The sequence below is a fragment of the Leptonema illini DSM 21528 genome (genome assembly GCF_000243335.1).
Taxonomy (GTDB): domain Bacteria; phylum Spirochaetota; class Leptospiria; order Leptospirales; family Leptonemataceae; genus Leptonema; species Leptonema illini.
In genome coordinates this window covers 3563420-3584139 of record NZ_JH597773.1, presented here as the reverse complement: position 1 = coordinate 3584139, position 20720 = coordinate 3563420, and the positions used below count along the sequence as shown (strand labels likewise).

Annotated in this window: 26 protein-coding genes and 1 pseudogene; 22 read left to right on the top strand and 5 right to left on the bottom strand. The window is 48.4% G+C overall.

The features are described from left to right. Nucleotides 1-128: 128 nt before the first annotated feature. Entirely contained in the window at nt 129-953 is an 825-nt protein-coding gene (locus LEPIL_RS16510) for a hypothetical protein (protein WP_002774191.1), read from the top strand. Between the two features lie 235 nt (nt 954-1188). After that, entirely contained in the window at nt 1189-2016 is an 828-nt protein-coding gene (locus tag LEPIL_RS16505; RefSeq protein ID WP_002774187.1) for a hypothetical protein, read from the top strand. An 822-nt stretch (nt 2017-2838) separates the two neighbouring features. Here LEPIL_RS16505 and LEPIL_RS16490 read toward each other — a convergent pair. Both LEPIL_RS16490 and LEPIL_RS16485 read right to left on the bottom strand, forming a co-directional pair. Then, a complete protein-coding gene (locus LEPIL_RS16490; RefSeq protein WP_002774180.1) occupies nt 2839-3387 on the bottom strand; it encodes a hypothetical protein in 549 nt (182 codons plus the stop codon). A gap of 63 nt (nt 3388-3450) precedes the next feature. Further along, a complete protein-coding gene (locus LEPIL_RS16485; protein ID WP_002774179.1) occupies nt 3451-3939 on the bottom strand; it encodes a hypothetical protein in 489 nt (162 codons plus the stop codon). Between the two features lie 212 nt (nt 3940-4151). Here LEPIL_RS16485 and LEPIL_RS23565 point away from each other — a divergent pair, with 212 nt between their 5' ends. From LEPIL_RS23565 to LEPIL_RS16460, 6 genes are all read left to right on the top strand, one after another. Further along, a complete protein-coding gene (locus LEPIL_RS23565) occupies nt 4152-4769 on the top strand; it encodes a hypothetical protein (RefSeq protein ID WP_002774177.1) in 618 nt (205 codons plus the stop codon). 233 nt (nt 4770-5002) lie between these two features. Continuing rightward, complete coding sequence (locus LEPIL_RS23560) at nt 5003-5335, top strand: hypothetical protein (protein WP_143464614.1); 333 nt, start codon at nt 5003-5005, stop codon at nt 5333-5335. A 209-nt stretch (nt 5336-5544) separates the two neighbouring features. After that, nucleotides 5545-6231: a hypothetical protein gene (locus LEPIL_RS16475; RefSeq protein WP_002774175.1), complete on the top strand. Its 687-nt coding sequence runs from the start codon at nt 5545-5547 to the stop codon at nt 6229-6231. A gap of 163 nt (nt 6232-6394) precedes the next feature. Next, nucleotides 6395-6736: a hypothetical protein gene (locus tag LEPIL_RS22470; protein ID WP_002774173.1), complete on the top strand. Its 342-nt coding sequence runs from the start codon at nt 6395-6397 to the stop codon at nt 6734-6736. A 213-nt stretch (nt 6737-6949) separates the two neighbouring features. Further along, the gene (locus tag LEPIL_RS16465; protein ID WP_002774172.1) at nt 6950-7354 is read left to right on the top strand and encodes an SMI1/KNR4 family protein; all 405 of its coding nucleotides are present in this window, start codon (nt 6950-6952) and stop codon (nt 7352-7354) included. 129 nt (nt 7355-7483) lie between these two features. Next, nucleotides 7484-7735 carry a hypothetical protein gene (locus LEPIL_RS16460; RefSeq protein WP_040919018.1) on the top strand — a complete coding sequence of 84 codons (252 nt, stop codon included), beginning with the start codon at nt 7484-7486 and terminating at the stop codon, nt 7733-7735. 29 nt (nt 7736-7764) lie between these two features. On the opposite strand, the gene LEPIL_RS16455 is transcribed toward LEPIL_RS16460, so the two are convergent. Beyond that, entirely contained in the window at nt 7765-9000 is a 1236-nt protein-coding gene (locus LEPIL_RS16455) for an IS256-like element ISLil1 family transposase (RefSeq protein WP_002774170.1), read from the bottom strand. A gap of 350 nt (nt 9001-9350) precedes the next feature. Between LEPIL_RS16455 and LEPIL_RS16450 the strand changes: the two genes are divergently transcribed. From LEPIL_RS16450 to LEPIL_RS16425, 7 genes are all read left to right on the top strand, one after another. After that, entirely contained in the window at nt 9351-10130 is a 780-nt protein-coding gene (locus LEPIL_RS16450; RefSeq protein WP_143464847.1) for a hypothetical protein, read from the top strand. A 224-nt stretch (nt 10131-10354) separates the two neighbouring features. Then, nucleotides 10355-11179 (top strand): ankyrin repeat domain-containing protein, encoded by an 825-nt coding sequence (locus LEPIL_RS16445; RefSeq protein WP_157135099.1) that lies wholly within the window; start codon nt 10355-10357, stop codon nt 11177-11179. A 156-nt stretch (nt 11180-11335) separates the two neighbouring features. Beyond that, complete coding sequence (locus tag LEPIL_RS16440) at nt 11336-12106, top strand: methylenetetrahydrofolate reductase (protein WP_002774164.1); 771 nt, start codon at nt 11336-11338, stop codon at nt 12104-12106. Between the two features lie 87 nt (nt 12107-12193). Continuing rightward, the gene (locus LEPIL_RS23230; RefSeq protein WP_002774163.1) at nt 12194-12421 is read left to right on the top strand and encodes a type II toxin-antitoxin system Phd/YefM family antitoxin; all 228 of its coding nucleotides are present in this window, start codon (nt 12194-12196) and stop codon (nt 12419-12421) included. Continuing rightward, nucleotides 12408-12638: a hypothetical protein gene (locus LEPIL_RS23225; RefSeq protein ID WP_425435268.1), complete on the top strand. Its 231-nt coding sequence runs from the start codon at nt 12408-12410 to the stop codon at nt 12636-12638. Before LEPIL_RS23230 ends, LEPIL_RS23225 begins: the two co-directional genes overlap by 14 nt. After that, on the top strand, nt 12635-12934 hold the full coding sequence (locus LEPIL_RS16430) for a HigA family addiction module antitoxin (protein ID WP_002774160.1): 300 nt from the start codon (nt 12635-12637) through the stop codon (nt 12932-12934). Before LEPIL_RS23225 ends, LEPIL_RS16430 begins: the two co-directional genes overlap by 4 nt. Nucleotides 12935-13078: 144 nt before the next feature. After that, nucleotides 13079-13711 carry a GNAT family N-acetyltransferase gene (locus LEPIL_RS16425; RefSeq protein ID WP_002774159.1) on the top strand — a complete coding sequence of 211 codons (633 nt, stop codon included), beginning with the start codon at nt 13079-13081 and terminating at the stop codon, nt 13709-13711. Between the two features lie 143 nt (nt 13712-13854). Here LEPIL_RS16425 and LEPIL_RS16420 read toward each other — a convergent pair whose 3' ends face one another. Next, nucleotides 13855-14421, bottom strand: a complete 567-nt coding sequence (locus LEPIL_RS16420) for a TetR/AcrR family transcriptional regulator (RefSeq protein WP_002774158.1) — start codon at nt 14419-14421, stop codon at nt 13855-13857. 121 nt (nt 14422-14542) lie between these two features. Between LEPIL_RS16420 and LEPIL_RS16415 the strand changes: the two genes are divergently transcribed. The 7 genes and pseudogenes from LEPIL_RS16415 (at nt 14543) to LEPIL_RS16390 (ending at nt 19320) form a co-directional block, all read left to right on the top strand. Then, the gene (locus tag LEPIL_RS16415; protein WP_002774156.1) at nt 14543-15346 is read left to right on the top strand and encodes an SDR family oxidoreductase; all 804 of its coding nucleotides are present in this window, start codon (nt 14543-14545) and stop codon (nt 15344-15346) included. Nucleotides 15347-15355: 9 nt separating this feature from the next. Next, nucleotides 15356-16357, top strand: coding sequence for an NADP-dependent oxidoreductase (locus LEPIL_RS16410; protein WP_002774154.1), 1002 nt, complete (start codon nt 15356-15358; stop codon nt 16355-16357). 377 nt (nt 16358-16734) lie between these two features. Then, nucleotides 16735-16860, top strand: a pseudogene (locus tag LEPIL_RS23955) (type II toxin-antitoxin system RelE/ParE family toxin); the annotation flags it as partial. 9 nt (nt 16861-16869) lie between these two features. After that, a complete protein-coding gene (locus tag LEPIL_RS16405) occupies nt 16870-17175 on the top strand; it encodes a HigA family addiction module antitoxin (RefSeq protein WP_002774141.1) in 306 nt (101 codons plus the stop codon). Nucleotides 17176-17231: 56 nt separating this feature from the next. After that, a complete protein-coding gene (locus LEPIL_RS16400; RefSeq protein WP_002774138.1) occupies nt 17232-17669 on the top strand; it encodes a MaoC family dehydratase in 438 nt (145 codons plus the stop codon). A 32-nt stretch (nt 17670-17701) separates the two neighbouring features. Continuing rightward, complete coding sequence (locus LEPIL_RS16395) at nt 17702-18808, top strand: DUF2157 domain-containing protein (protein ID WP_002774137.1); 1107 nt, start codon at nt 17702-17704, stop codon at nt 18806-18808. Next, a complete protein-coding gene (locus LEPIL_RS16390) occupies nt 18799-19320 on the top strand; it encodes a GDYXXLXY domain-containing protein (protein ID WP_002774136.1) in 522 nt (173 codons plus the stop codon). Before LEPIL_RS16395 ends, LEPIL_RS16390 begins: the two co-directional genes overlap by 10 nt. Here the strand turns inward: LEPIL_RS16390 and LEPIL_RS22465 are convergent. Further along, complete coding sequence (locus tag LEPIL_RS22465) at nt 19299-20696, bottom strand: sensor histidine kinase (protein ID WP_143464848.1); 1398 nt, start codon at nt 20694-20696, stop codon at nt 19299-19301. The genes LEPIL_RS16390 and LEPIL_RS22465 overlap by 22 nt on opposite strands. Nucleotides 20697-20720 lie beyond the last annotated feature (24 nt).

Below are 20720 nucleotides of genomic sequence, written 5' to 3'. Positions count from 1 at the left end.
GAAGGCGCAGAGAAGGAAGGCGCAGAGAAGGAAGGCGCAGAGAGGAGCAGGCTACCTGTGCGGATGAAGTTTGATTGACAGATGTTTGCAGAGATTGCAGGATCGAGCTCAGGGATATACGGAAAGCGATGAAAGGCAGGCTTATGAAAGATTCATGGCGGATGCTTGTATGGGGAGTGTTCGCGGTATTCTTGATACTATATATCGCGGATTTTAGCTTATACGATTATGCTAAGAGGCAAGGGGAAGCTGGCCTTATTTACATGCTGTCCTTTGTCGTGCACATTGTTTTTTATCCTGTTCTGCTCTGTTCGCTGCTTGTCTTTCTCATTATCGGTGCCGTCGGGAAGCGACCACTCAGTCCGGTTTTGCAGGTGGTCGTTCTCATATTTATCTTTGATGTCGCAAAGGTGAGCGCTTATAACGGTGATCACCCTTTTTATTCGATCGTGTTAGACTCTTTGGCGGAACGGTATCATCGTGATCAGGCGGAAAAGGATCCGCCTTTTTCAGATACGGATATCTACAATCCTGACGAACACTTATCGGTAGCAAGGTATCTGGGCGACCGCCCCTTTATCCGCAACCAGACGACAACGGATGAGCTCTGGAGGATTTTCTATGGGCGTCCTTATCTGTCTCTGTCTTATTCGCTTCCTCGTTACGTGAACATATCGTCTCGTTCATTCTACTATGACAGGCTGTTCGCCTATCGGTTAGGCGGAAGCACCGAATTCATTCTCTTCTTTTATCAAAATAAACTCGTGCAGTGCACTTACTTTCCGGGAGCGGTGAAATTGTCTCTGCCCGTAGACGCTGACTGTGTTCAATCGCCAGAGAGGCAGAAACAGATCATCCTCCTTGAAACCATCGCCTACTGCTTTCAGAGAAACCAGAGCTTCCAGATGATTCATAAATGCTCGGAAAAGGCAAAATCACTGCAATTACCTTGAATGGGGAGAGAGATTGGAGAGTTGCAGAAAGGTGAGGTGGAGTTCTATGAAAAGTTTCACGCTGGCCTGTACTCTATCTGTCTGCGCCCTTTTTCTTCAGAGCTCAGGTAGTCTCAAAGCAGAAGAGCGAGTTGTGCTGCCCCCCATTGGCCAGGTAGCATTCTCTGAAAGTGGAAGATATGTGGCAGCTGTCACAGAACAGATCTATATTTTTGATCTCGTCGGATAGGCAATCATGATGAAAAACGACTTCATTACCGATCTGTGGTTGCGGATCGTCCGGGGATTGTTCGGCGCATTCATGACACTCTATATTGCCGACTTCATCTTCTTCGCATTTTCCGCAGCGCAAGGAGAGGCCGGTATCATCTACATCGTTTCTTTCGCCGCCCATATCTTGCTTTATCCTATCATCCTCTTTCCACTATTGATTTTCCTCATTTTAGGTGTCCTTACAAGGCTGCCTCTCCGCCCTGTTCTCAAGGTGATCACCTTAATTGCAGTCCTCGATGGTGCAAAGGCCTTTGTTTATCGTGGTTCGCATCCATTCTATACAGTCGCTGCTCAAGAGTATACCAGAAAGTATCACCGCTATCAGGCGGAGCATGATCCGCCGTTTTCTGAAACGGATATCTATTATCCGACCTCTTTCGAATCCGATGTGAAATATCTCGGTGGCTTACGAGTCCGTCGCGACCGGACAACGACTGCTGAGGTGCAGACGTTCTTCAAAGGCAGTCCGTATCTCTATATGACATTCCTGACTCCACGAAGCGTAAGCGTGTCATCTCGTGATTTTCAGTACGACAGGCTGATCGAATACCGCGCACGGGGAACGGCAGCATTCGTTTTTTTCCTGTATCAAGATAAACTCATGCATTGTATCTACTTCCCGAGACAGAAAGAGTTCACGCCTCCCGCAAATTCAGGCTGTGTTCGAGCGGGGAAGCAGGATGCGAAGACTCTCTACCGTGAAGGTCTTGCGTATTGTTCACAGCGAAACCGTGGTTTTCAAGAGCTGCACCAGTGTGCCGACAAAGAGAAATCGTTGAATGGGCGCTGAGCGGAGGTACTGGCGGGACAGGAGTTTGATTGACAAAAGTGGATGGATCGGCCGAGGTTGAACTCGTAGTGCTGGAAAAAGGCGGAGTGAGACAAAATGATCCGAAACGAAAAGGTAAAGTTTTTGTCGGCAGGACTATTGTTGGCCTGTCTCGTTCAAACCAGTTGCTACGGCCCCGCTCTTAGCCAGAGATACGTTTGTGAGGACGAGTTGCAGAGAGAAGGCAATGAGTTTTCCTGCGTGGTTCTTGCCGACGACGCGAGTTCTTCCGTAGAGGCCGACCAGAGGCTTATGGAATGTCTTTTGTATGTCGAATACTTAAACCAAAACAAATGCAAGAACAAATCTGAAATCGTGCCATGGTGGTTATAGTGGCGGTGCGTGCGGAGAGCTGGCTGAATATGCAGACGAAGCTGGATCTATGGGAGGCTTTGCAAAACAAGGAGCTGCGAGTTACCCGCTTCGCCGCTGTTTATGATCGTATATGATCGTATTCGTTATTTTTGTCGTTGTAGTTATAGTAGTAGCCGGCCTCGTAGGTGCTCAGTTAACGTGGGAGATGACCCGGGAGCTGAATAGCATCCGTCCTGAATCAGAGCAGATTTCCGTATTCATCAAGTATCCATTAAAGCCACTCTACATATACGGTTTGCATCAAGAGGCTTTTCCCGGTCCCAGCAAGTATCGTAAAGACTTTTTGATAGCGCTTTGTGTTCAACTGGGTTGCGTCCTGATACTCGTTGTCGTGAATGCGTTTATGAATCTCTGATATTGATGCTCCGTTGATCTGAATTCTATCCTATCCGAATTCCGACTAACCCCTCAAAACGCAAACAGCCGCTTCTGCTTGAATGCAGGCTCCAGTCGGATTCGATAGGGTAACCTTCGCGACGTCAGATTGAAGTAATACAGGAACGACGCCATACTCTCTTCAAACGAAAAACGCCGGCCCATGATCTCGACGACGGTCGGCCTGACGCCGCGATTGGCCGGGCCGAGCTTCACTTCAACGGCCGGGGCCTCGTCGAGCTCGCATCCTCTGAAGCTATAGGGGACTCTGACGACGACATCGACGCGATCCTGATGCTCTTCGTAGGCGATATGGTTCGGCGAAGAGGCATGCCCTTTTTGATACTCCTCGTAGGCCGGCGTGCGATACAGCGGAATGCAGAGCGGAATCACCTCATCCGTGTCGCCTTTATTCAAATCGCGCTTCTTCAACGCCATCATGATAAAGTCGCCCTGAATATACGGAGCGTCCGTTACCGTCAGCTTATCGGTATCGTATTTAAGGTCACGGCTAACGATTTCCTGCCGGCTCAGACAGGATGTCGCAAATATGCAAAGAGCGGCGATGTATCGAAAGTCCATCGTATATGAAAACGAATGAACGTCCGCCGCTTTTCAAAAATTGTTAACGCTTTTTCGTGCAGCCTATTCTTTCGCGCTGCTTGCGACAAAGAGAGCGGTGATCGCCGCTCCAAGCGAGGCGCCGGCGAGCGCAAAATAGAAGGCCCCGTACCAGGCCGGCAGAACGACAAGCCATAAGAGAAACGAGGCAATGCCGCCGTACCAGTAGCCGAGGCAGCGCCAGCAGAGCGCCCATTTGCGAAAGAGATCGCGAAGACGTCCGCCTTCGTAGAGATCGATGTTGATACGGCGCATCCAGCCGGGCCAGATGAGGCGATCGGCCATATAGAAGGCCAGCCACGAGCTGAAGATCAAAACGGCGCCCCAGAGCAGCCAGTACGGCCCGAGGCTCGTCGCCCAGCCGAGGATCTGCGGCAGGCGTGCGATGCCCGTTTGATGAAGAAGCACCATCGGCAGGATGAGCAGAGCCAGGCCGGTGATCAGATGCCTTCGCAGAATGCGCGAGCTGTTCAGAGGAGGAGGATTCATCTCAGTCAGGAGAGGCTTGCTCATACGAGAGGAGCGTCAAACGCAAAAAGGGCAGGGCGGATGGGGCGGGTCAGGCAATCGGGCAAAGTGTGATTGACAGAGATGGGCAGAGAGGATAGGATTGGAGAGCGGGTCAGGCGGGGGCGGGGAATGCGGGTAAGACAAGTTATGCGCAATGTTCAGCAATCAGTGGATTATCAATACAAATTCAATTCCTTAGGGTATGGAGCTCCAAAATGCATTTAAGAATCTCACTTCTATTCTTTTCGTTCATTGCAGTACCCCTTTCCGCAGAGAATCCACCGTATCTCGACCCCAACTTACCATCTACAATAATATCAATCGATAGCAAGTATCCCACGCCTTCCTTTAAAATAAGAGCTCCGAATACATGGACAATACACAAATGGGCTAATCCTGCCCCCCCTAACTACCATTATTATCTTTTCAACTTTGATCCCAGACATCAAAAACCTGGCATCGTTGATACCCATTGGCAGATCTACATTAGCGAGGTTCCGAAAAACAAATGCTTCAGCGAAATGATCAACGGTGGCCAGGAAAACCGGAAACCTGATGACAGGTTCATAACAATTGCTGTGTCCAAATTAACAATTGAAGATCCGAACAATCTTATTATCGAAGCCGAGTTCCGAAGGAGTACACTATTGCACGATGAAATACCGCGATACTATGATACTATCCGCATCATTTTGAAAGGTGGAAACGACAAATGCTTCATGGTTAGCAACAGCATATCTACATTCGATCTTCAATCCCTGGAGAACTTCCATGAATATTACATAACCTCCTTCGAAAAATACCTTAGTCCACAAATACCGCTGAACAAATGAACACTTCGCATAACTCAAAGATTACCCGCTCCGCTCGGGTCGCCTTCGCTCCGGTCTTTGCGCTCCCCGCTTCGCGGGGTCCGGATATGCGCCAATTGGGAAAATTCAAATGGCGCACACCGGAACGCGCTACAGACAAATTGTCCGGCCTTGCGGCCGGTCAACTTCGGGTAATCCAGAACGTTATGTGAAATTACTTGGCTGCTCTATTCCAAAAAAGGATCAATTATGAAATGAACAATCAACAATTTAGAATAGCATCAATGCCACCATCAAGACCTGCTGACTATTGTATAGGTTGCTATGATGACTCGGTATTTATTGATTTCAATGATCATCAAAATGATTTAATAATTCTAAAGAGAATTTCATTCGATGGTTATGGTTGTTGTCAGCTTCCTGAAAAAGCTGCACCCATGGATGAAAATGACTCCAAAACTTTTAGAGAGATCTATGAAAAACATCTTGATGATCAAGAATCATTACGAGAAATTATTTTAAGAAATATAAGAATTAATCAAGATTTAATTTGGAATGATGCATTACTTGAATATCGATTGTTGTGATAAACACACAACGTCCGGCCAGGTAAAATCACATAACAGGATTTATATGCAGCGGCTTCGCCTTGGGCCTTCGGGCACATTTTGTCTTGTCACATCATTTGCTTGTGATAGAATAAATATTGGGTAGGACAGCAAAAGCTGCGCCAACCCTGCGGGACGCAAAACGTCATATAAAACCATAACGTTAAACGCAATCACAGGTAGAAATTATGAAAAAAGCCATAAAACCATTTATCCTCTTAATGATTTTTGCATCTTCTTGCGCTGGGACCAATAAAGCTCCATACGGCTCCTATATCCCGAACAATCTCAAGTACTTTATTGGAATGGTATATGAAACTGAAACGGGTACAAAAATCGACTCAAAAGGAACAAAATATAGCCTGATAAATTCTGCCATTGAATCCCATGACATTCAGTACATTGACATCACCGAAGCACCGAAATATCCGATTGAGGGATCTCCTGATAGGATACGGATTTCTTTCTTTTTTAAACCTGAGTCATACACGAAAGTCTGGAACTTTAGCAAAAACAATAATGGAAAACAAATTGCCATAGGCTTTGATAATACTGTCTTAGGTGTAGCTTCATTGAATCAAGAATTCGTTGATTCACTTTCACTTGGGATTTACTCTCCTGAACCAGCTACTATGAATGCCATCATTGAAAAATCTAACCCTGTCAGTCTTGATTACGCAAAGGTCCACTATGAGCGCGTTAAATGGGCGAGGGCAGAATTTTCAAAGCATCCTTCGTCTGAATTTCTTGCCCAATCCATTATATCGAGCCTTGCCTTTCTGGGGGAATGCCATGAAGCAAAATCCTTTACGGAGAAATACCGACATGTTTTCAAAACCATCGATCCCAAATTGATCATATCTAATTGTCAGTGATAACGGAAGAAGCCTGTGACTGCGCATAACTCAAAGATTACCCGCGCCGCAGACAAATTCTCTGCACGGTGGGCGGGCGACTTTGGGTAATCCAGAACGTTAGACGAAAGTGTGAACTATAGCATTTTTAATTGTTTAAATAAAGTACAAACGGAGAAACTGAATGGGACTATTCGACTTTGGGAAAAAAGAAGAAATTGTGGATCGATATGCCGGAAAGCCGTTACTAAAGATAGTAGATTCATTTGTGCTGAAAAGCATAAATGAATTAGATCCATCTCAGGAGGCTTTGTTGGTTGAAATGACTCCCAAATTGCAACAAACATTTTCTAAGAATGGAACATGGGAAGAGGTCATTATTCAAGAGCTTCAACTTCCAGACAATATTAAGGATATAATAAATGCGATGAGGCAAAACAATCAAAAGATTGCCAGAGAAAAGAACTTAGAACTTACACCGATGCAGTTTGTTCAGATGTTTGTTGATACAAATTTTAAAATGTGACTGGAAGCAAGAGTACAGGAACAACGATCTTTCAATTGTAACATGATTAATTTAGTTAACGATGGATTTCATTCACATATACGGGTAACTCAAAGATTACCCGCTCCGCTCAGGTCCCTCTCGCTTCGGGACAACGGCGCGGGCGGCAAACAAACGGTCCGCCAGCGGGCGACCAATATCGGTTACGCAAATAGTTGGTAATAATAGGCAACCATGGATTATATAGAATACTTAAGGGACTTTCGCAGGAATGAAGGTGTCGACTCTGAGCGTCTTGATAGACTCAAGCTTCCTAAAACGCTGCCCCCTGACTATATAGAATTTCTTAAGATCTCAAACGGTGGTGAAGGCTTCGTTGGTGCAGAGTATATGATCCTTTACCGGGGCGAGGACTTAATGCAAACAAATGCCGAATATCATGTTGACGAAAATGCTCCAGGAATATTTCTTTTTGGATCCAACGGTGGAGGTGAAGCCTTAGCGTTCGACTTGAGAGACGAAAATCGGATAGATTATGTCCTGATACCTTTTATGTTCGACTACAATGATATTATTGTTTTAGGCAGTTCTTTTAGTGGCTTTATCAAGCGTGTTGCTACACAGGGATACTTTGTTTAGTTGGGTGGCGCTTCGTCTATGCCAACGGATGCCGGCTATGCGGCACGGGCCGCCCGGGTTCCGACCACAGCCGGAAGGTGGGCCGTCGGGAAGTCAGGTCGTTATTCGAAAGTCATTCGGAGGAAAGTAATGTCACTTGATATGCTTCGAGTTATTCCTATAGGTCCCCACTACATCCCGACAAGAGATGTTGAAAGCCGACTTCGCGAGCTGGTGGAAAACATGCTGCCCGACGCCGGCGAAATCGAGATCGATTTCTACAATAAAATGCGATTCATCGATCAGGGGGAAAATTTCGAAAGAGTGATCTGCCCTGAGTGTCGTTCGAAGCTGGAGTTACATGATGAGAAGATTTCAGGACTATGTCCCAGTGATAGTTAGACTTTGAGGCGGGACCCACTGAATGCATCCTATGCCGAGATCCGCTCGTCAATCTTTTTATCCAGGAAGGTGTTTAAGAACTCATGGATGTGAGTGTATGACCGCACCTTACGGAATTGTTCCTCCTGTGATAGCAGGAGACTACCGACCCATCGGAGCACCTGGTCTGTCTGCGGCCTTGACCGTTTAACCCGGTTAAGCTGAGACCTGGGATTCGAAAATGCCGAATCGATCAGATTGGTTGTGTAGAAGGATGTTCTCAACTTCGGCGGCATATTGATGCGATGCAGCGTTAACAGCGTCTCTAAGCCCTCCTGAAGGCTCTGGGAGGCACTGTAGCTGATGGATTCGAGCCATGATAGAACGGACCGCATCTCGCTTGCGACATCTTCGTAACTGTTTGCACTGAATGCCTGCTTGTATCTCTTGCAGAATTCTGTATGATACTTTCGTGGGAGCTTGGCAAGAACATTTCTCTGTTTATGAAGGTAGCAGAGTTGGATCTCTGCCTTCTTTCCGAAGAACTCTCTGGCCGCTTTTTCAAGAGCCTTTGATCCATCCATGACGACAAGCACACGATCTGTGAAGCGGATATCACGGCTCTCGATTGATTGAAGGACACTGAGTGCGCTATCAGCATTCTCTGTAGACCCCTCAGAAATGCCCAGAAAATGCTTGTTTCCGGCCGTATCGACCCCGAGAGCAACGATTACGACAGAGCCGCCGAATACGATGCCATCAAGAACAATACACCAGAATGTCTGATCAGGAAACCTGCGTGAATTCAAATGATTGAGCGACTCACGGCTGGACTTCACAAACTCCCGCGAAACCGCACTCCGCGAAAGGCCGAGAGAGGCTTCTGTCTTTCTCAGCGTCTTTTCATAGTTCCGGGTGCTGATGCCTGCCAGCATCAGGCGCTCAACATGCTCGCGAAGATCAGAGCGATCCTGAAGGATCTCATATCGCTCCAGCTTCACTTCCTTGCCATTGCTTCGAGCTCTGGGCCTCTGGATGGCCACCCTTTCACCATCGAGCACAATGGAACCACGCTGGCTGCCGCCTCGATGGGCAAGACCACGGCCTCTCTTATGCTCCCCTGTCTTGCCGCATAACGTTTCGATTTCTTCGAGAATCAAAGCTCCTACGTAACCGAGTGCAAATTCGCGCACTCGAGCATCGAGGCTGGTTCGAATATAATCCCGAAAACCTTCGGCCGTAAGGCTTTGTGTTTGACTGGTTTCTGCCCGTTCGTTCTTCTTCATCTGGAACCCTCCGTAAGGGAATGTGGTGTTCGGCCCACTTTGGGCCAGGGTTCCGCCTTTTCAAACTCTAACTAAATTCGGGACATAATCAGATTTCAGACTGGTGGTACACAGCTGTAGACGTAATAGACGAATCTGACCTGCCAACCCACCACATTACCATGCCATGCTGTAATAATGAAATTGCTTTCATTCGCCTCATATTGGAATGGCCTGCGGGATTTGCCTCTTTTGAAATTGCCATTCATGACTCAAATATTGCGAGAAATCTAAATGAGGAAGAGTTACAGAGACTTGGTAAGGTGGTGGGATCACCGCTCACTCAAGTCCGGGCTCATTATTAGAAGTTTATGACGAAACTTCGCATAAACGGAATTTTGCCGCTGCGGCCTCCGGCAGTCAGCCCTCAGTCTCGTCCGGCAATGCGGCATTCGATATCCATGAAAATCAAATGGTCCCTCATACTCCTTCTTGCACTCTCAAGTCGCCTTCAGGCCCGGCCGGTCCTGAACGAAGAGTACCTGCTGGGGCGAGCATGGGTTGGCGACGCCGAATCAATTACTTTTAACCAGGATGGCACCTTCCTTGCTCAAGGTCCCTTTGGCCAGCTTGGTTCAGGTGCCTTCGAAATACATTCGGATGTGGTTCTTTTAACAGCAAGTCCGGATCTCAGGCTCTGGGAGCCATTCAAGAAACACGGCACGCTTGAATGCCGCATAGCCGAGGATTCTCGGCACAGACTCTTTACGGTCTTTTTGGTCTGCAACCTCGCTCAAATTCGTTTTGGAGCCGACGATTCCGAACCGGCTGTCGGCTCTATTCGATACTGGGGCTCTACTCCCATTGTTGTTCTTGACGGCGATGCGCATTCAGAGACAGAAATAACTCTGATCGGTACGGCATTATTTCGCGAAGATCCATCCGCAAAATCAAAGATAGTCTTTAAAAGAAAGCTGCTGAAGAATCAAAAGAGCGTCGTGGGCTTCATAGATTATCAATCCTACGAAAAGGATAGCGTACATGGATTACAGCACTTCTGGTATCATGTTTGTTTTCCCGGAGAGCAGATGGCGGGCAATTTATTTTATGATTGTGGGTGGGTCTATGGAAATGCTATCGGGTTGGATTAAGGATATTGAAGCTTCGTATAACCCCGAGATTGTCCGCTCGGGTCGGCACTGGCATTCTTGTTCGGCCGGCCAACTTCCGGTAATCCAGGTCATAATGCAAAAGTTTTGGTTTATTTCCGTCGTAGACTGAAGTAATAACCTGGAGATCGATAACAATGCTATTCCTTAAGAATCGGGCTCTGCTACGGTATGCAAAGAAGGGAAACCTGAATAAATGTAGATCTTTGATTACAGAGGGGGCAGATGTCAATTTTCAAGATTCTGCTGGCGTTTCGCCGCTAATCGCTGCTGTTTTGCCAGAAAAAGGATACTATGAGCTCGTCGAACTTTTCATTTCCCGAGGTGGCAATATTCATCAAAAAGATGTGATTGGCCGATCACCTCTCAGTTATGCTGCAGCTAACGGTTTCAGTGAGATTGTTTCCTTGCTGATAAGGCATGGGGCTGATGTCAACGAACAAGATGAGTATGGAATAACCCCGATACTCGCCGCTACCATGAACAATCGAATCGAAATTATCAAAATTCTGCATAAGGCGGGCGCTGATATCAACCAAATGAATTTTCGAGGACTCTCATGCATCCTCTGTTCAATTACCAATAAGAATATGGTAATGCTGGAGACAATAATCGCATTAGAAGCAAACCTAAACATCTACCTTCCCAACCATCCGACTGGACTTCCGGCTCCGCTAATATGGGCAATGGCTCTTGGAGAATATGAAATGGCCAAAACTTTAGTGTCAAGTGGCGCTGATGTCAACGTATTTACTCATCATGTTGCATTCACCAACCGAGCCATCTGGGCAAAAGACAATGACTTGTTAAGAATGGCAATTGAACGAGGCGCTGATCTCAATTTTAAAGATATATCCGGAACACCTTTGGAGAATGCTATTAAATCCAACTCTTTATTTGCAGTATCAGCCTTGTTAGAAGCCGGCGCTAATATTGATAATATTGAATTTGCAAAGTCATTGTGGAAGTATGTAACCAACAAAACGCATCCCAGGATAAAGGAGCTTTTAACAGCATATGGGGCTAAATAGTTGACAATTATATGGCTTCATATTATTGCCAGTATCTTCCCAAAACTCAATAATCCCCCGCTCCGATCGAGTCGGTAGTCCATTGCTTCGGGGGTTCCAGAACGATATGCGAAGGCCCCATCTCAAAAAGAATTCATTACATAAAAAGGATGCTCCATGAATAAAATACTGCTCGAAGTTATTCCAAGAGAGGTAAACACACTTCTCAATGAAGTAAGCTACGTTAAGAATAGTTACAGCCAGATTTCTGGAATAAATATCCCTGATCTGTTGAGGTTTGAGACTCGAAGCTGGGAAGCAGCGGTGGCGGTTAAATCTGTTTTCTCCAATGTTATCCCTCACATTCGTGCCATTGATTTTGATATTAACAATTGCGATCCTATCATCACTTTTCTTCGTGAAAACCAGATATCATCTGTGGTTGTAATCAAAGGCGATCCACCCGCTGATATGTCAAAAAAGGTCTTCCCTACGACATCCATAAAGCTGATAAAAAAGCTGAAGAAAGAAATCCCCTCATTAAAAGTCTATGCTGCCGTTGATCAGTATCGTGCAGGGATCAGAGACGAATTTGATTATATCGAAATGAAAAAGGACGCCGGAGCCGATGGTTTTTTAACGCAGCCATTCTTTGATTTACGACTTATAGATATTTTTACAGAAAAACTTCACGGAACGGAAGTCTATATTGGAGTCAGCCCCGTAATAACGGAGAAGTCTCAAAGCTACTGGGAATCAAGAAATCGAGCCTATTTTCCGAAAGACTTCAAGCTAACGATGGATTGGAATACATCTTTTGCAAAAGATGTAATTGGCTACTGTAAGAAGAACGGGCTGAATACGTATTTGATGCCGATTAGAATTGACATCGAAGAGTATTTGGGCAGTTTATTCGGTCGCGATACTTCGGTCATCAGACATGTTTGATCCACACGTCTGAGTACTGGAGCTTCCTGTGTATAAAGCTTTTATTGATACTATATGACCATGCTATTAAGACTACTGGAGGCCAGTATGATAATCTCTGCCGCAGAATTCAAAGCTAAATGCCTGAGCCTTATGGATCACGTGAATGAATTCCATGAAGAAGTTATCATTACCAAGCATGGAAAACCTGTAGCGAGGCTCGTTCCAGTCACCGCAGCTCCTGAAAAGCCATTGTTCGGCTTCCTTGATAAGAAAATCCAGATCAATGAAGATATCATAGCGCCTCTAAACCTTGAGAGGGATGCAACGAAGTAATATCAACCTCCGGCAGTCCCGAGCATTATTCGCAATGCCGCCGAAAAAGAAGCTGATCTGGATTCGCCGCCCGGAAACCGTTTCAAACGTCTCGAAGGCAAAAGAAAAGATGAGTTTTCCATCAGTATTAATGATCAATGGAGAATCTGTTTCAGGTTTAAGAATGGCGACGCAACGGATGTCTCCATTGAGGACTATCATTGAGGGTTCATTGTGAATAAGAAAATCCCTACTCCGACTATTGGTGAAATTCTACGGACAGAGTTTCTTGAGCCTCTTTCCATCACGGCATACAGGATGGCGAAAGATCTCAATGTTTCAACAAGTACGGTTCTTGATATTCTGAACGATAGACGGAAGTTGTCGATTGAAATGGCGCTCAAGCTTTCAAAATATTTCGGGACATCTGAAAAATTCTGGATAAATATTCAGTCCGACATTGAGGTCAGAAACAAGAAGGATGAACTTAAAGAGGTATTACAGAAGATTCATTCTATTTCCGGAACGGCATAGCTTTTTTAGTCGCTGATAGCTGTGGGCTACAGTGAGATTTGGCCTCGCCACACGAGCCGCAAGAGACCTCCCTCGGCCATTCTTTTTCCGTTGTGAATATTCCAGGACCTTATCCGAAATCGATCCCACATAAAAAGACACTCTATGAAATATCCAGCGTACAGAATAGAAACAGAAAGATTGGTTCTCAGGTGTTATCATCCAGAGGATGCACCCTTGTTAAAGGAAGCTATTGATAAGAGTATTGATCATCTAAGGCCATGGATGCCATGGTCATTGAACGAACCAACAGAGATCGAAGAGAAGATAGAATTGCTGAGGGGTTTTCGAGCGAATTTTGATTTATCAAAAGACTTCTTCTATGGAATCTTTGATAGAGAAGAGAAGCTCCTGATAGGATCAACAGGACTTCATACAAGAATTGGTAAATGCGCTTTTGAAATTGGATACTGGATTGCAAAAGACTTTATCGGGAACGGATATGCAACAGAAGTCTCAAGCGCTCTGGTTAAAGCAGGATTCGAGGTTGAAGGGATAGATAGAATTGAAATCCATGTGAACCCGGCGAACACGGCCAGCATAAAGGTTCCGAAGAAGCTCGGTTTTACGTTGGAAACGATAAGAAAACGAACGGACGTAACCTTTGAAAATGAATTTAGAGATTCTATGGTGTGGATTCTGTACAGAAGCGAATATGAGAGAATGAGGAGTGGTATTCCTGTTAGAATGTATGATGCTGCAGGTAAGGAGATAGCGGACGCGCCGGGCATCATCTAATAAGGCAAGGAGGGCCGAGCGCCCGAAATGGTAGACGATTGTAATCAGTTTGATGCATTTTGAATATTACTGAAGCAATGACGCAAGAAAACAATTGCAGGTTCCGTCGCTGAAGTCCCTGCCCTTCTCGACACCATCTCGACTCACCCAATGAGGGAGAGCGCACCGGCCAGCGCGCTGTCCATGATCTCATCCGAAAGCTCTTTGTCTGTAACGGCCCGCGCCAGCTGCACTGCTCCGACGAGCAGGCTGTAAAGGGCGATGGCCGTTTGTTTACGTGTAGCCGGGTCTTTCTCTGCAAGCAGCGAGGCGAGCTGTTCCAGAACCTCTTCTATCTTTTTCGTATAAATGGTCCGAGTTGCCCTGGGATGACGCGCTATTTCTGATACCAGGGCAGCCGTCGGGCAACCCTGACTCGGATTGTCGCGGTGCTGAGGGGAGAGATAGGCTCGCAACGCAGATTCCAGACCGTTGACTCTTGCAATCTCCTGAAGCGATGTCTCGCTTTCATCGAAGATACTGCAAACTACGTTCTTAAGCAGATCTTCCTTGGACTTAAAATGCGCGTAAAAAGCGCCGTTTGTCAGACCGGCATCTGCCATCAGCGTCGCCAGACCGACCGCTCCAACTCCGTCCTTGCGGAATTTTTTGCCTGCCACCTCAAGGATCTTCTTTCGAGTCTGGTCTTTGTGCCCTTCAGCGTAGCGCATGCGGCGAAGATACTCAGCCGACAGCCGCAAATCAAGTATTAAAGCAGATATTTTCTCGCCGGTTCGTATCGGGTCTATTATATTATGATCATAATATAATAGAACTTCAAGGATGCAAATAATGAAACAGACAATTCTGATAACGGGGGCTTCCTCGGGCATCGGCCGTCTTATCGCCGACAGACTTCACCAGGACGGATATATGGTAATCGGCACAAGCCGCGATCCGGAAAAGCACATGGCCAGATTACCGTTTAAAATCATAGAGTTAGATCTTTCTTCACCTGGATCTATCAAATCGTTCGGTACACGGCTGTTCAATGAGATTGATCGATTGGACGTTCTCATAAACAACGCAGGTTACCTGGTAACAGGACTTGCTGAAGAGACTCCATTGGATCTGGGCAGAGAACAGTTCGAAACGAATTTCTGGGGCACAGTCGGCGTTACCAACCAACTATTGCCGTATTTCAGAAGGCAAAGGTATGGAAAAATCATCACCGTAGGGTCCTTTCTCGGATTAATCGGCCTTCCCGCCGTTGCTTACTATTCGGCCTCAAAGCATTCGCTTGAAGGCTATTTTAAAGCGCTGCGTTTTGAGCTTTCGGATTTCAATATAAAAGTCAGCATGGTTGAACCGATGGGCTTCAAGACAAATATCGGAGGCAGCGCCGTAGCATCAACGGTAAGAATTGAGGACTATGACGCGATCCGAAAGCAAGCGAATGCCTTCACAAAAGAAGAGTTCGATACTGCCCCTACGCCGGAGCCGGTCGTCAGAGCAGTAATGAAGATCATAGACCGGAAAGACCCCGGGTTCCATTTCCCCGTCGGGAAGGGGGCTTCCTTCATTCTTTTCATGCAACACTTTGCATATAAAGTCTTTGAAGGCGTGATTCTGAAAAGGATGCGCAACGCAAAATAGGTGCAGAATATGAAAGCCTATATTATCAAGAAGTATGGTAAGAAGGAACATCTTCAACTTGTCGAACTACCGGAACCGTTATTAAGCGATAACGACATACTGGTTCGAGTTCATTCGGCGGCTTTAAATCCACTGGATTCTAAGATAAAGAATGGAGATTTCAAACTGATTCTTCCGTATAAACTGCCGCTGGTTCTGGGGCATGACGTAGCCGGCGAAGTCATCAGAATCGGTTCGCGCGTGCATAAGTTCCAGGTGGGCGACAGAGTCTACTCACGACCTGCAGATCATAGAATCGGCGCCTTCGCGGAGTTGATCGCAATCCATGAAGACGACGCGGCCATCATGCCGAAGAACCTGACAATGGAAGAAGCAGCCTCGATTCCCCTGGTTGGCCTGACCGCCTGGCAGGCACTCATTGAGAAGGCAGGCCTTACAGAAGGTCAGAAAGTCTTTATTCAGGCCGGCTCGGGAGGCGTGGGTGCATTTGCTGTTCAGCTGGCAAAATATCTGGGGGCCACGGTGGCCACCACGGCCGGTGCAGCAAATTTTGAGATGGTGCAAAGCCTTGGCGCCGACATAGTCATTGATTACAGGCAAGAAGACTTTGAAGAGAAACTGAAAGACTTCGATGTTGTTCTGAACAGTCAGGACGCAGCGACGCTTGAAAAATCTCTGAGCGTTTTGAAACGCGGCGGCAAACTGGTCTCAATCTCCGGTCCTCCTGATGCGGACTTTGCCAATGAAATCGGAGCGTCATGGCTGTTGAAATCTGTCTTCAAGGTGCTGAGTCTTGGCATCAGACGAAAAGCAAAAAGACGGGGGGTAAGTTACTCATTTCTTTTCATGCGGGCACAGGGAGCTCAATTAGACAGGATAACCTCACTGATTGAATCGGGCAAAATTCGACCGGTTGTCGATAAAGTCTTCCCGTTTGAGATGCTCGACGAAGCTCTGGCGTACGTCGAGAGCGGCCGCGTGAAAGGCAAGGTCGTTCTTAAAATGAGGTAAAACTCTTGCTTCAAAGACTTGCCAACGCAGGTACCGGACTTCGGCAGAATGAGCAGGGCGGTATTCGTCTTCGTGGTTGTTAGATACGATGGAAAAGCTCACCTCATATCAGCCAGATGCGGTCCGCCTGTCCGAAGCTCTCCGTTCGAGCGGCGGCCTTGAGGGAGCATACCGGCAACTTCTTAGATTCTATTCAAAGCATGAGGAATTGAAATGAGATTTACGGGATACGTTCTCGTTTTTGTGCACGCCGTATTGCCTCTTTTCAAGAATCGTTACTTCATCGATCGCTTCGGTCCGAAGAACAAAGCGGATTGACCTGCCCTCTCTGCCGGGCTCATTGGAATCCGTTTAGCGGTCTTGCGTCGTTCTACACGCGGAAATCGCGACTCAAGGGAAATCGAAGGGGTCAATACAGTATCAGAATAAACGATCAATGGAGAATCTGTTTCAAATTCAGCGAAGGCAACGCCTTCGACGTCTCCATTGAAGACTATCATTGAGGGTTCATTATGAAGAACAAGATTCCAAATGTTCATCCCGGCGAAATTCTCAGTGAAGAATTTCTAAAACCGATGGAAATCACTCCATACAGATTGGCCAAGGAAACAAGGATTCCCGCTACAAGGGTCAGCGATATTATTAATGGGAAGCGGGGTATCTCTGCTGATACGGCGCTGCGATTCTCGAAATTTTTCGGGAATTCCGTAGATTTCTGGATGGGTATTCAGGACGAATTTGAAATCCGTGAGCAGCGAGAAAAGCTTGGAAAAGAACTCGCTAAGATTAGAAATTATAAAGATGTAGTGAGCGCCTGATCCCACCTCCCGCATTTCCAGATTGACATTTGAGTCAATTTATTCAAGCTGCATGCATGTACAACCTGGGGCGCACCTACGAAGAGATCTCAGTCGGCGATCGAGCCAGCTTCACAAAGACGATCAGCGAAACGGACGTCTATCTCTATGCCGGAATCAGCGGGGATTTCAATCCGGTGCATATCGACGAAGAGTATGCGAAGACGACGCCGTTTGGCAGGCGCATCGCCCACGGCGGCCTTGCCGGATCTCTGCTTGCGCCCGTTCTTGGCATGAAGCTGCCCGGACTGGGCACGGTCGCCCTTGAGGTGACGCAGAAGTACAGGGCGCCCGTGTATCCGGGCGACACGATTACGTGCGAGGTGCAGGTTACGGGAAAGGTGGAGCGTCTCAAAGCCGTCGAGATGAAGATCCTCTGGACGAATCAGGCCGGCACGACGGTGAGCAAAGGGACGTGCACGGTGCTTCCGCCTCAAAGAAATCCTTCCTCTTGACAGATGCAGCGCCTGCGCGATAAAGCCTGAGCATGAAACTGGCAGAGCGACTGAGTCGATGGCAGAAGGCCGGCCTGATCACAGAGGATCAGGCGCAGAAGATTCTGGATTACGAACAGGGCAGCCGCCCGTCGTATGCGCTGTATGGCTTTCTCGGCCTCGGCGCCCTTGCCATCGCTATCGGCATCGTGTCGCTGATCGCCTTCAACTGGGATGAGATATCCGACGCAATAAAGTTAGGCGCCGATTTCTCGCTGCTTGCGATCGTCGGGGCCATCATCCTCTTTACGGCGATGACGGGGCGCCAGGCGCTTTCGCAGATCGCCGTCGTCATCTTCTTCGGATTGATCCTCGGCAGCATCGGTCTCATCAGTCAGATCTTTCACACAGGCGGAGAGCTCTATGAGGCGCTGCTTTTGTGGACGAGCGTCACGCTTCCGCTTGTGCTGGTTCTTGGCGGACGCCTTCCCTTGCATCTGTGGTTTGCCGGCCTTCTTGCCATGACGATGGATTATCTGATCCACACGGACGACGATTTCCTGATTCTCTTCGCCGTTACGCCCGCTCTTTTCGCTACGATCGCTCTGCTCTCTCGCTTTCACGGCCACTTCGACGTGCACCGAACTGCGGCCATCCCCTGGGCGGGCGCTCTGTATGCGGCCGGAACGATCGCCGCCTCTTTCTTCGTCGGCGAGAAATCGTTACCCGAATCGAGCTCAGAGTCGTTTCTTTATACGGCTCTTCTTGTGTCGTCGCTACTGACGATCGGCCTGTCCTTCGTCGCACCGGGTCTTACAAAAAAGCAGTCGGTCTTTTTCAGCGTCGCCGTCGCCCTCTACACGCTTTTTCTTTCACCGCAGTTTTTGCTGCTTGATTCCGACTTCCTGGCGGCCGTTCTTTTTATCGCAGTCTGGCTCTTCTTTGCATTCTTCGCCCTGGCGACCGAGCATCGCCGCCTTTTCGAGCTCTGCCTCGTCGGCATAGGCATACGCTTCCTGGTCGTTTATTTTCAGGTGCTGGGGGATCTGGCGGCGACGGGCTTCGGCCTGATCGTGTCGGGATTTATGATCCTCGGCGCCGTATGGTTATACATCAAGATACGAGAACCGCTAATGAGAGGAATCAGCCGATGGATCTGACAGCGCGCCCCGGACGGATCCTGCTTGCAATATCCGTTCTAATACCCGTTATCGTTCTCGGCTTCGTCGCCTTTCAGAAGGCCCGCATTTATGCGCAGGGCGTCGAAGTACGATTCCCTATCGACGGCTATGATCCGCGCGATATCATCGCCGGCCATTATCTCATCTATAGAGTGGATTACGGGACGGACGCCGTCTGCGCCGAAAACGACATGCCGGCTCGCTACGGAGCGTCGGCCGGCGATCCGGTCTGTCTCTGTTTAACCGATGTGAGCGAAGTGCCGCCCGCAAATTACGAATACACCTGTGAAGAGAAGCCCGATAGCGATTGTGTGGCCGTCTTAAAAGGCCGCTGCGAACGGGGTCGCTTCACCGCCGGTCTGGAACGTTATTATATCAACGAAGGCAAGGCCGAAGAGCTCGATCGCATCGTGCGTCAGGGCAACAGTCGTATCGTCGTGAAAATCGATCGAAGCGGAGAGGCGCTCGTTCACTCGCTTGAAACGCCCTGAGCTCTCTGCCGCGCAGATTGCACCGTAAAATAAAAGCGGCTGCCCGAGAAGGGCATACTTTCAACGCCGATATGGCCGCCGTTGCGCTCGACGAACTGCTTGCTCAGCACAAGTCCCAGGCCCGTGCCGCGTTCGCCGTCGGTGCCCGTCGTGCGTACGGGTTCGCCTTCCTGAAAGAGACGATCCTGTTGTTCGCGCGGAACTCCGATGCCGGAATCGACGACGCTTACGGTATGAAAATCATCGGCGCTTTCGACGATGACGGTCACGCATCCATGATGCGGCGTGAATTTGATGGCGTTGCCGATCAGATTCCCGAGAACGGAATGAATCATGGATCGATCGGCGAAGACCTCGGGATCGCCGGCGACTTCGAGAGAGACCTGAATATCTTTCTTCCTTGCTCTGTCTGATACAAGATCGATCGTTTCGCGAATCAACTCGGTTAACGAAAAGGTCTCGGGCCGGAAAGGGATGCGACCGGTCTGCGAACGGGCCCATTTCAGAAGCTCTTCCAGAAGTTCGTAGCTTCTTCTCGAGGAACGTTGCAGCGACTGAAGCATGCTGCGCCGCTCCTCGTCGTTCATATCGCCGTATTCGTTTGCAAGTACGTCGATGGCGTCGGCCTGGCTGCCGACCGGTCCGCGCAGATCGTGAGCGATAATGGCCAGAAAGCGATCGCGCGCCTCGTTCATGCGCACAAGGGCTCGGTTTTTTAAAGCGAGATCCTCTCTCTGCTGTTCGATCGTATGCAGATGCCGCAGCTCGCGCACCTTGCCCGAGAAAAGAGCCCAGTTCAGCCCGGCGCCGATCAGCCCCATCGAAAGCGCATTGACGCGCAGCGACAGCAGCTTCTCGGGCGATTCCTGTGTATAACCCGCCGCGATAGCGACGAGTGCGATGGCTCCGACGAAAAGCGGGAAGCTGCGCAAAGGCGGCAGAAGAACCGTCGCGCCGATGCCGAGAGAGGCGACAAGAAACGGCGTGACTGCCGGCGTTACAAGCTGGTCGATGGCGGCGACGACGGCTCCGAACGTTAGATAAAGGGCGACGGCGAACGTAGAATAGGCCGATGCCTCCGCGTCGGATTGCCGACGGCCCGGACGACAGAGCAGCGCAAAGATGAGCGTGACGAGAGCGAGCAGAGCATGCGAGTAGATGATGCCATCCCGCCACAGAAGCACCCTTGCGTCGGCGCCGGTAACGTCTTTCAGAGCGAAGGCGGCGACGTGAATGGCATGCACGACCGTCATCACGATGGCCAGACGGAAAAACCGTCGCACGTTTACGGCATAGATGGTCCGCAGAATGTGCGGTTCTGCGGAAAGCGCCGGAAGCCACAGAAGCCCGGTTAGCCATAGGAGCGCGGGTCGCATCTTGCGCAAGTTTATACGGTTTCG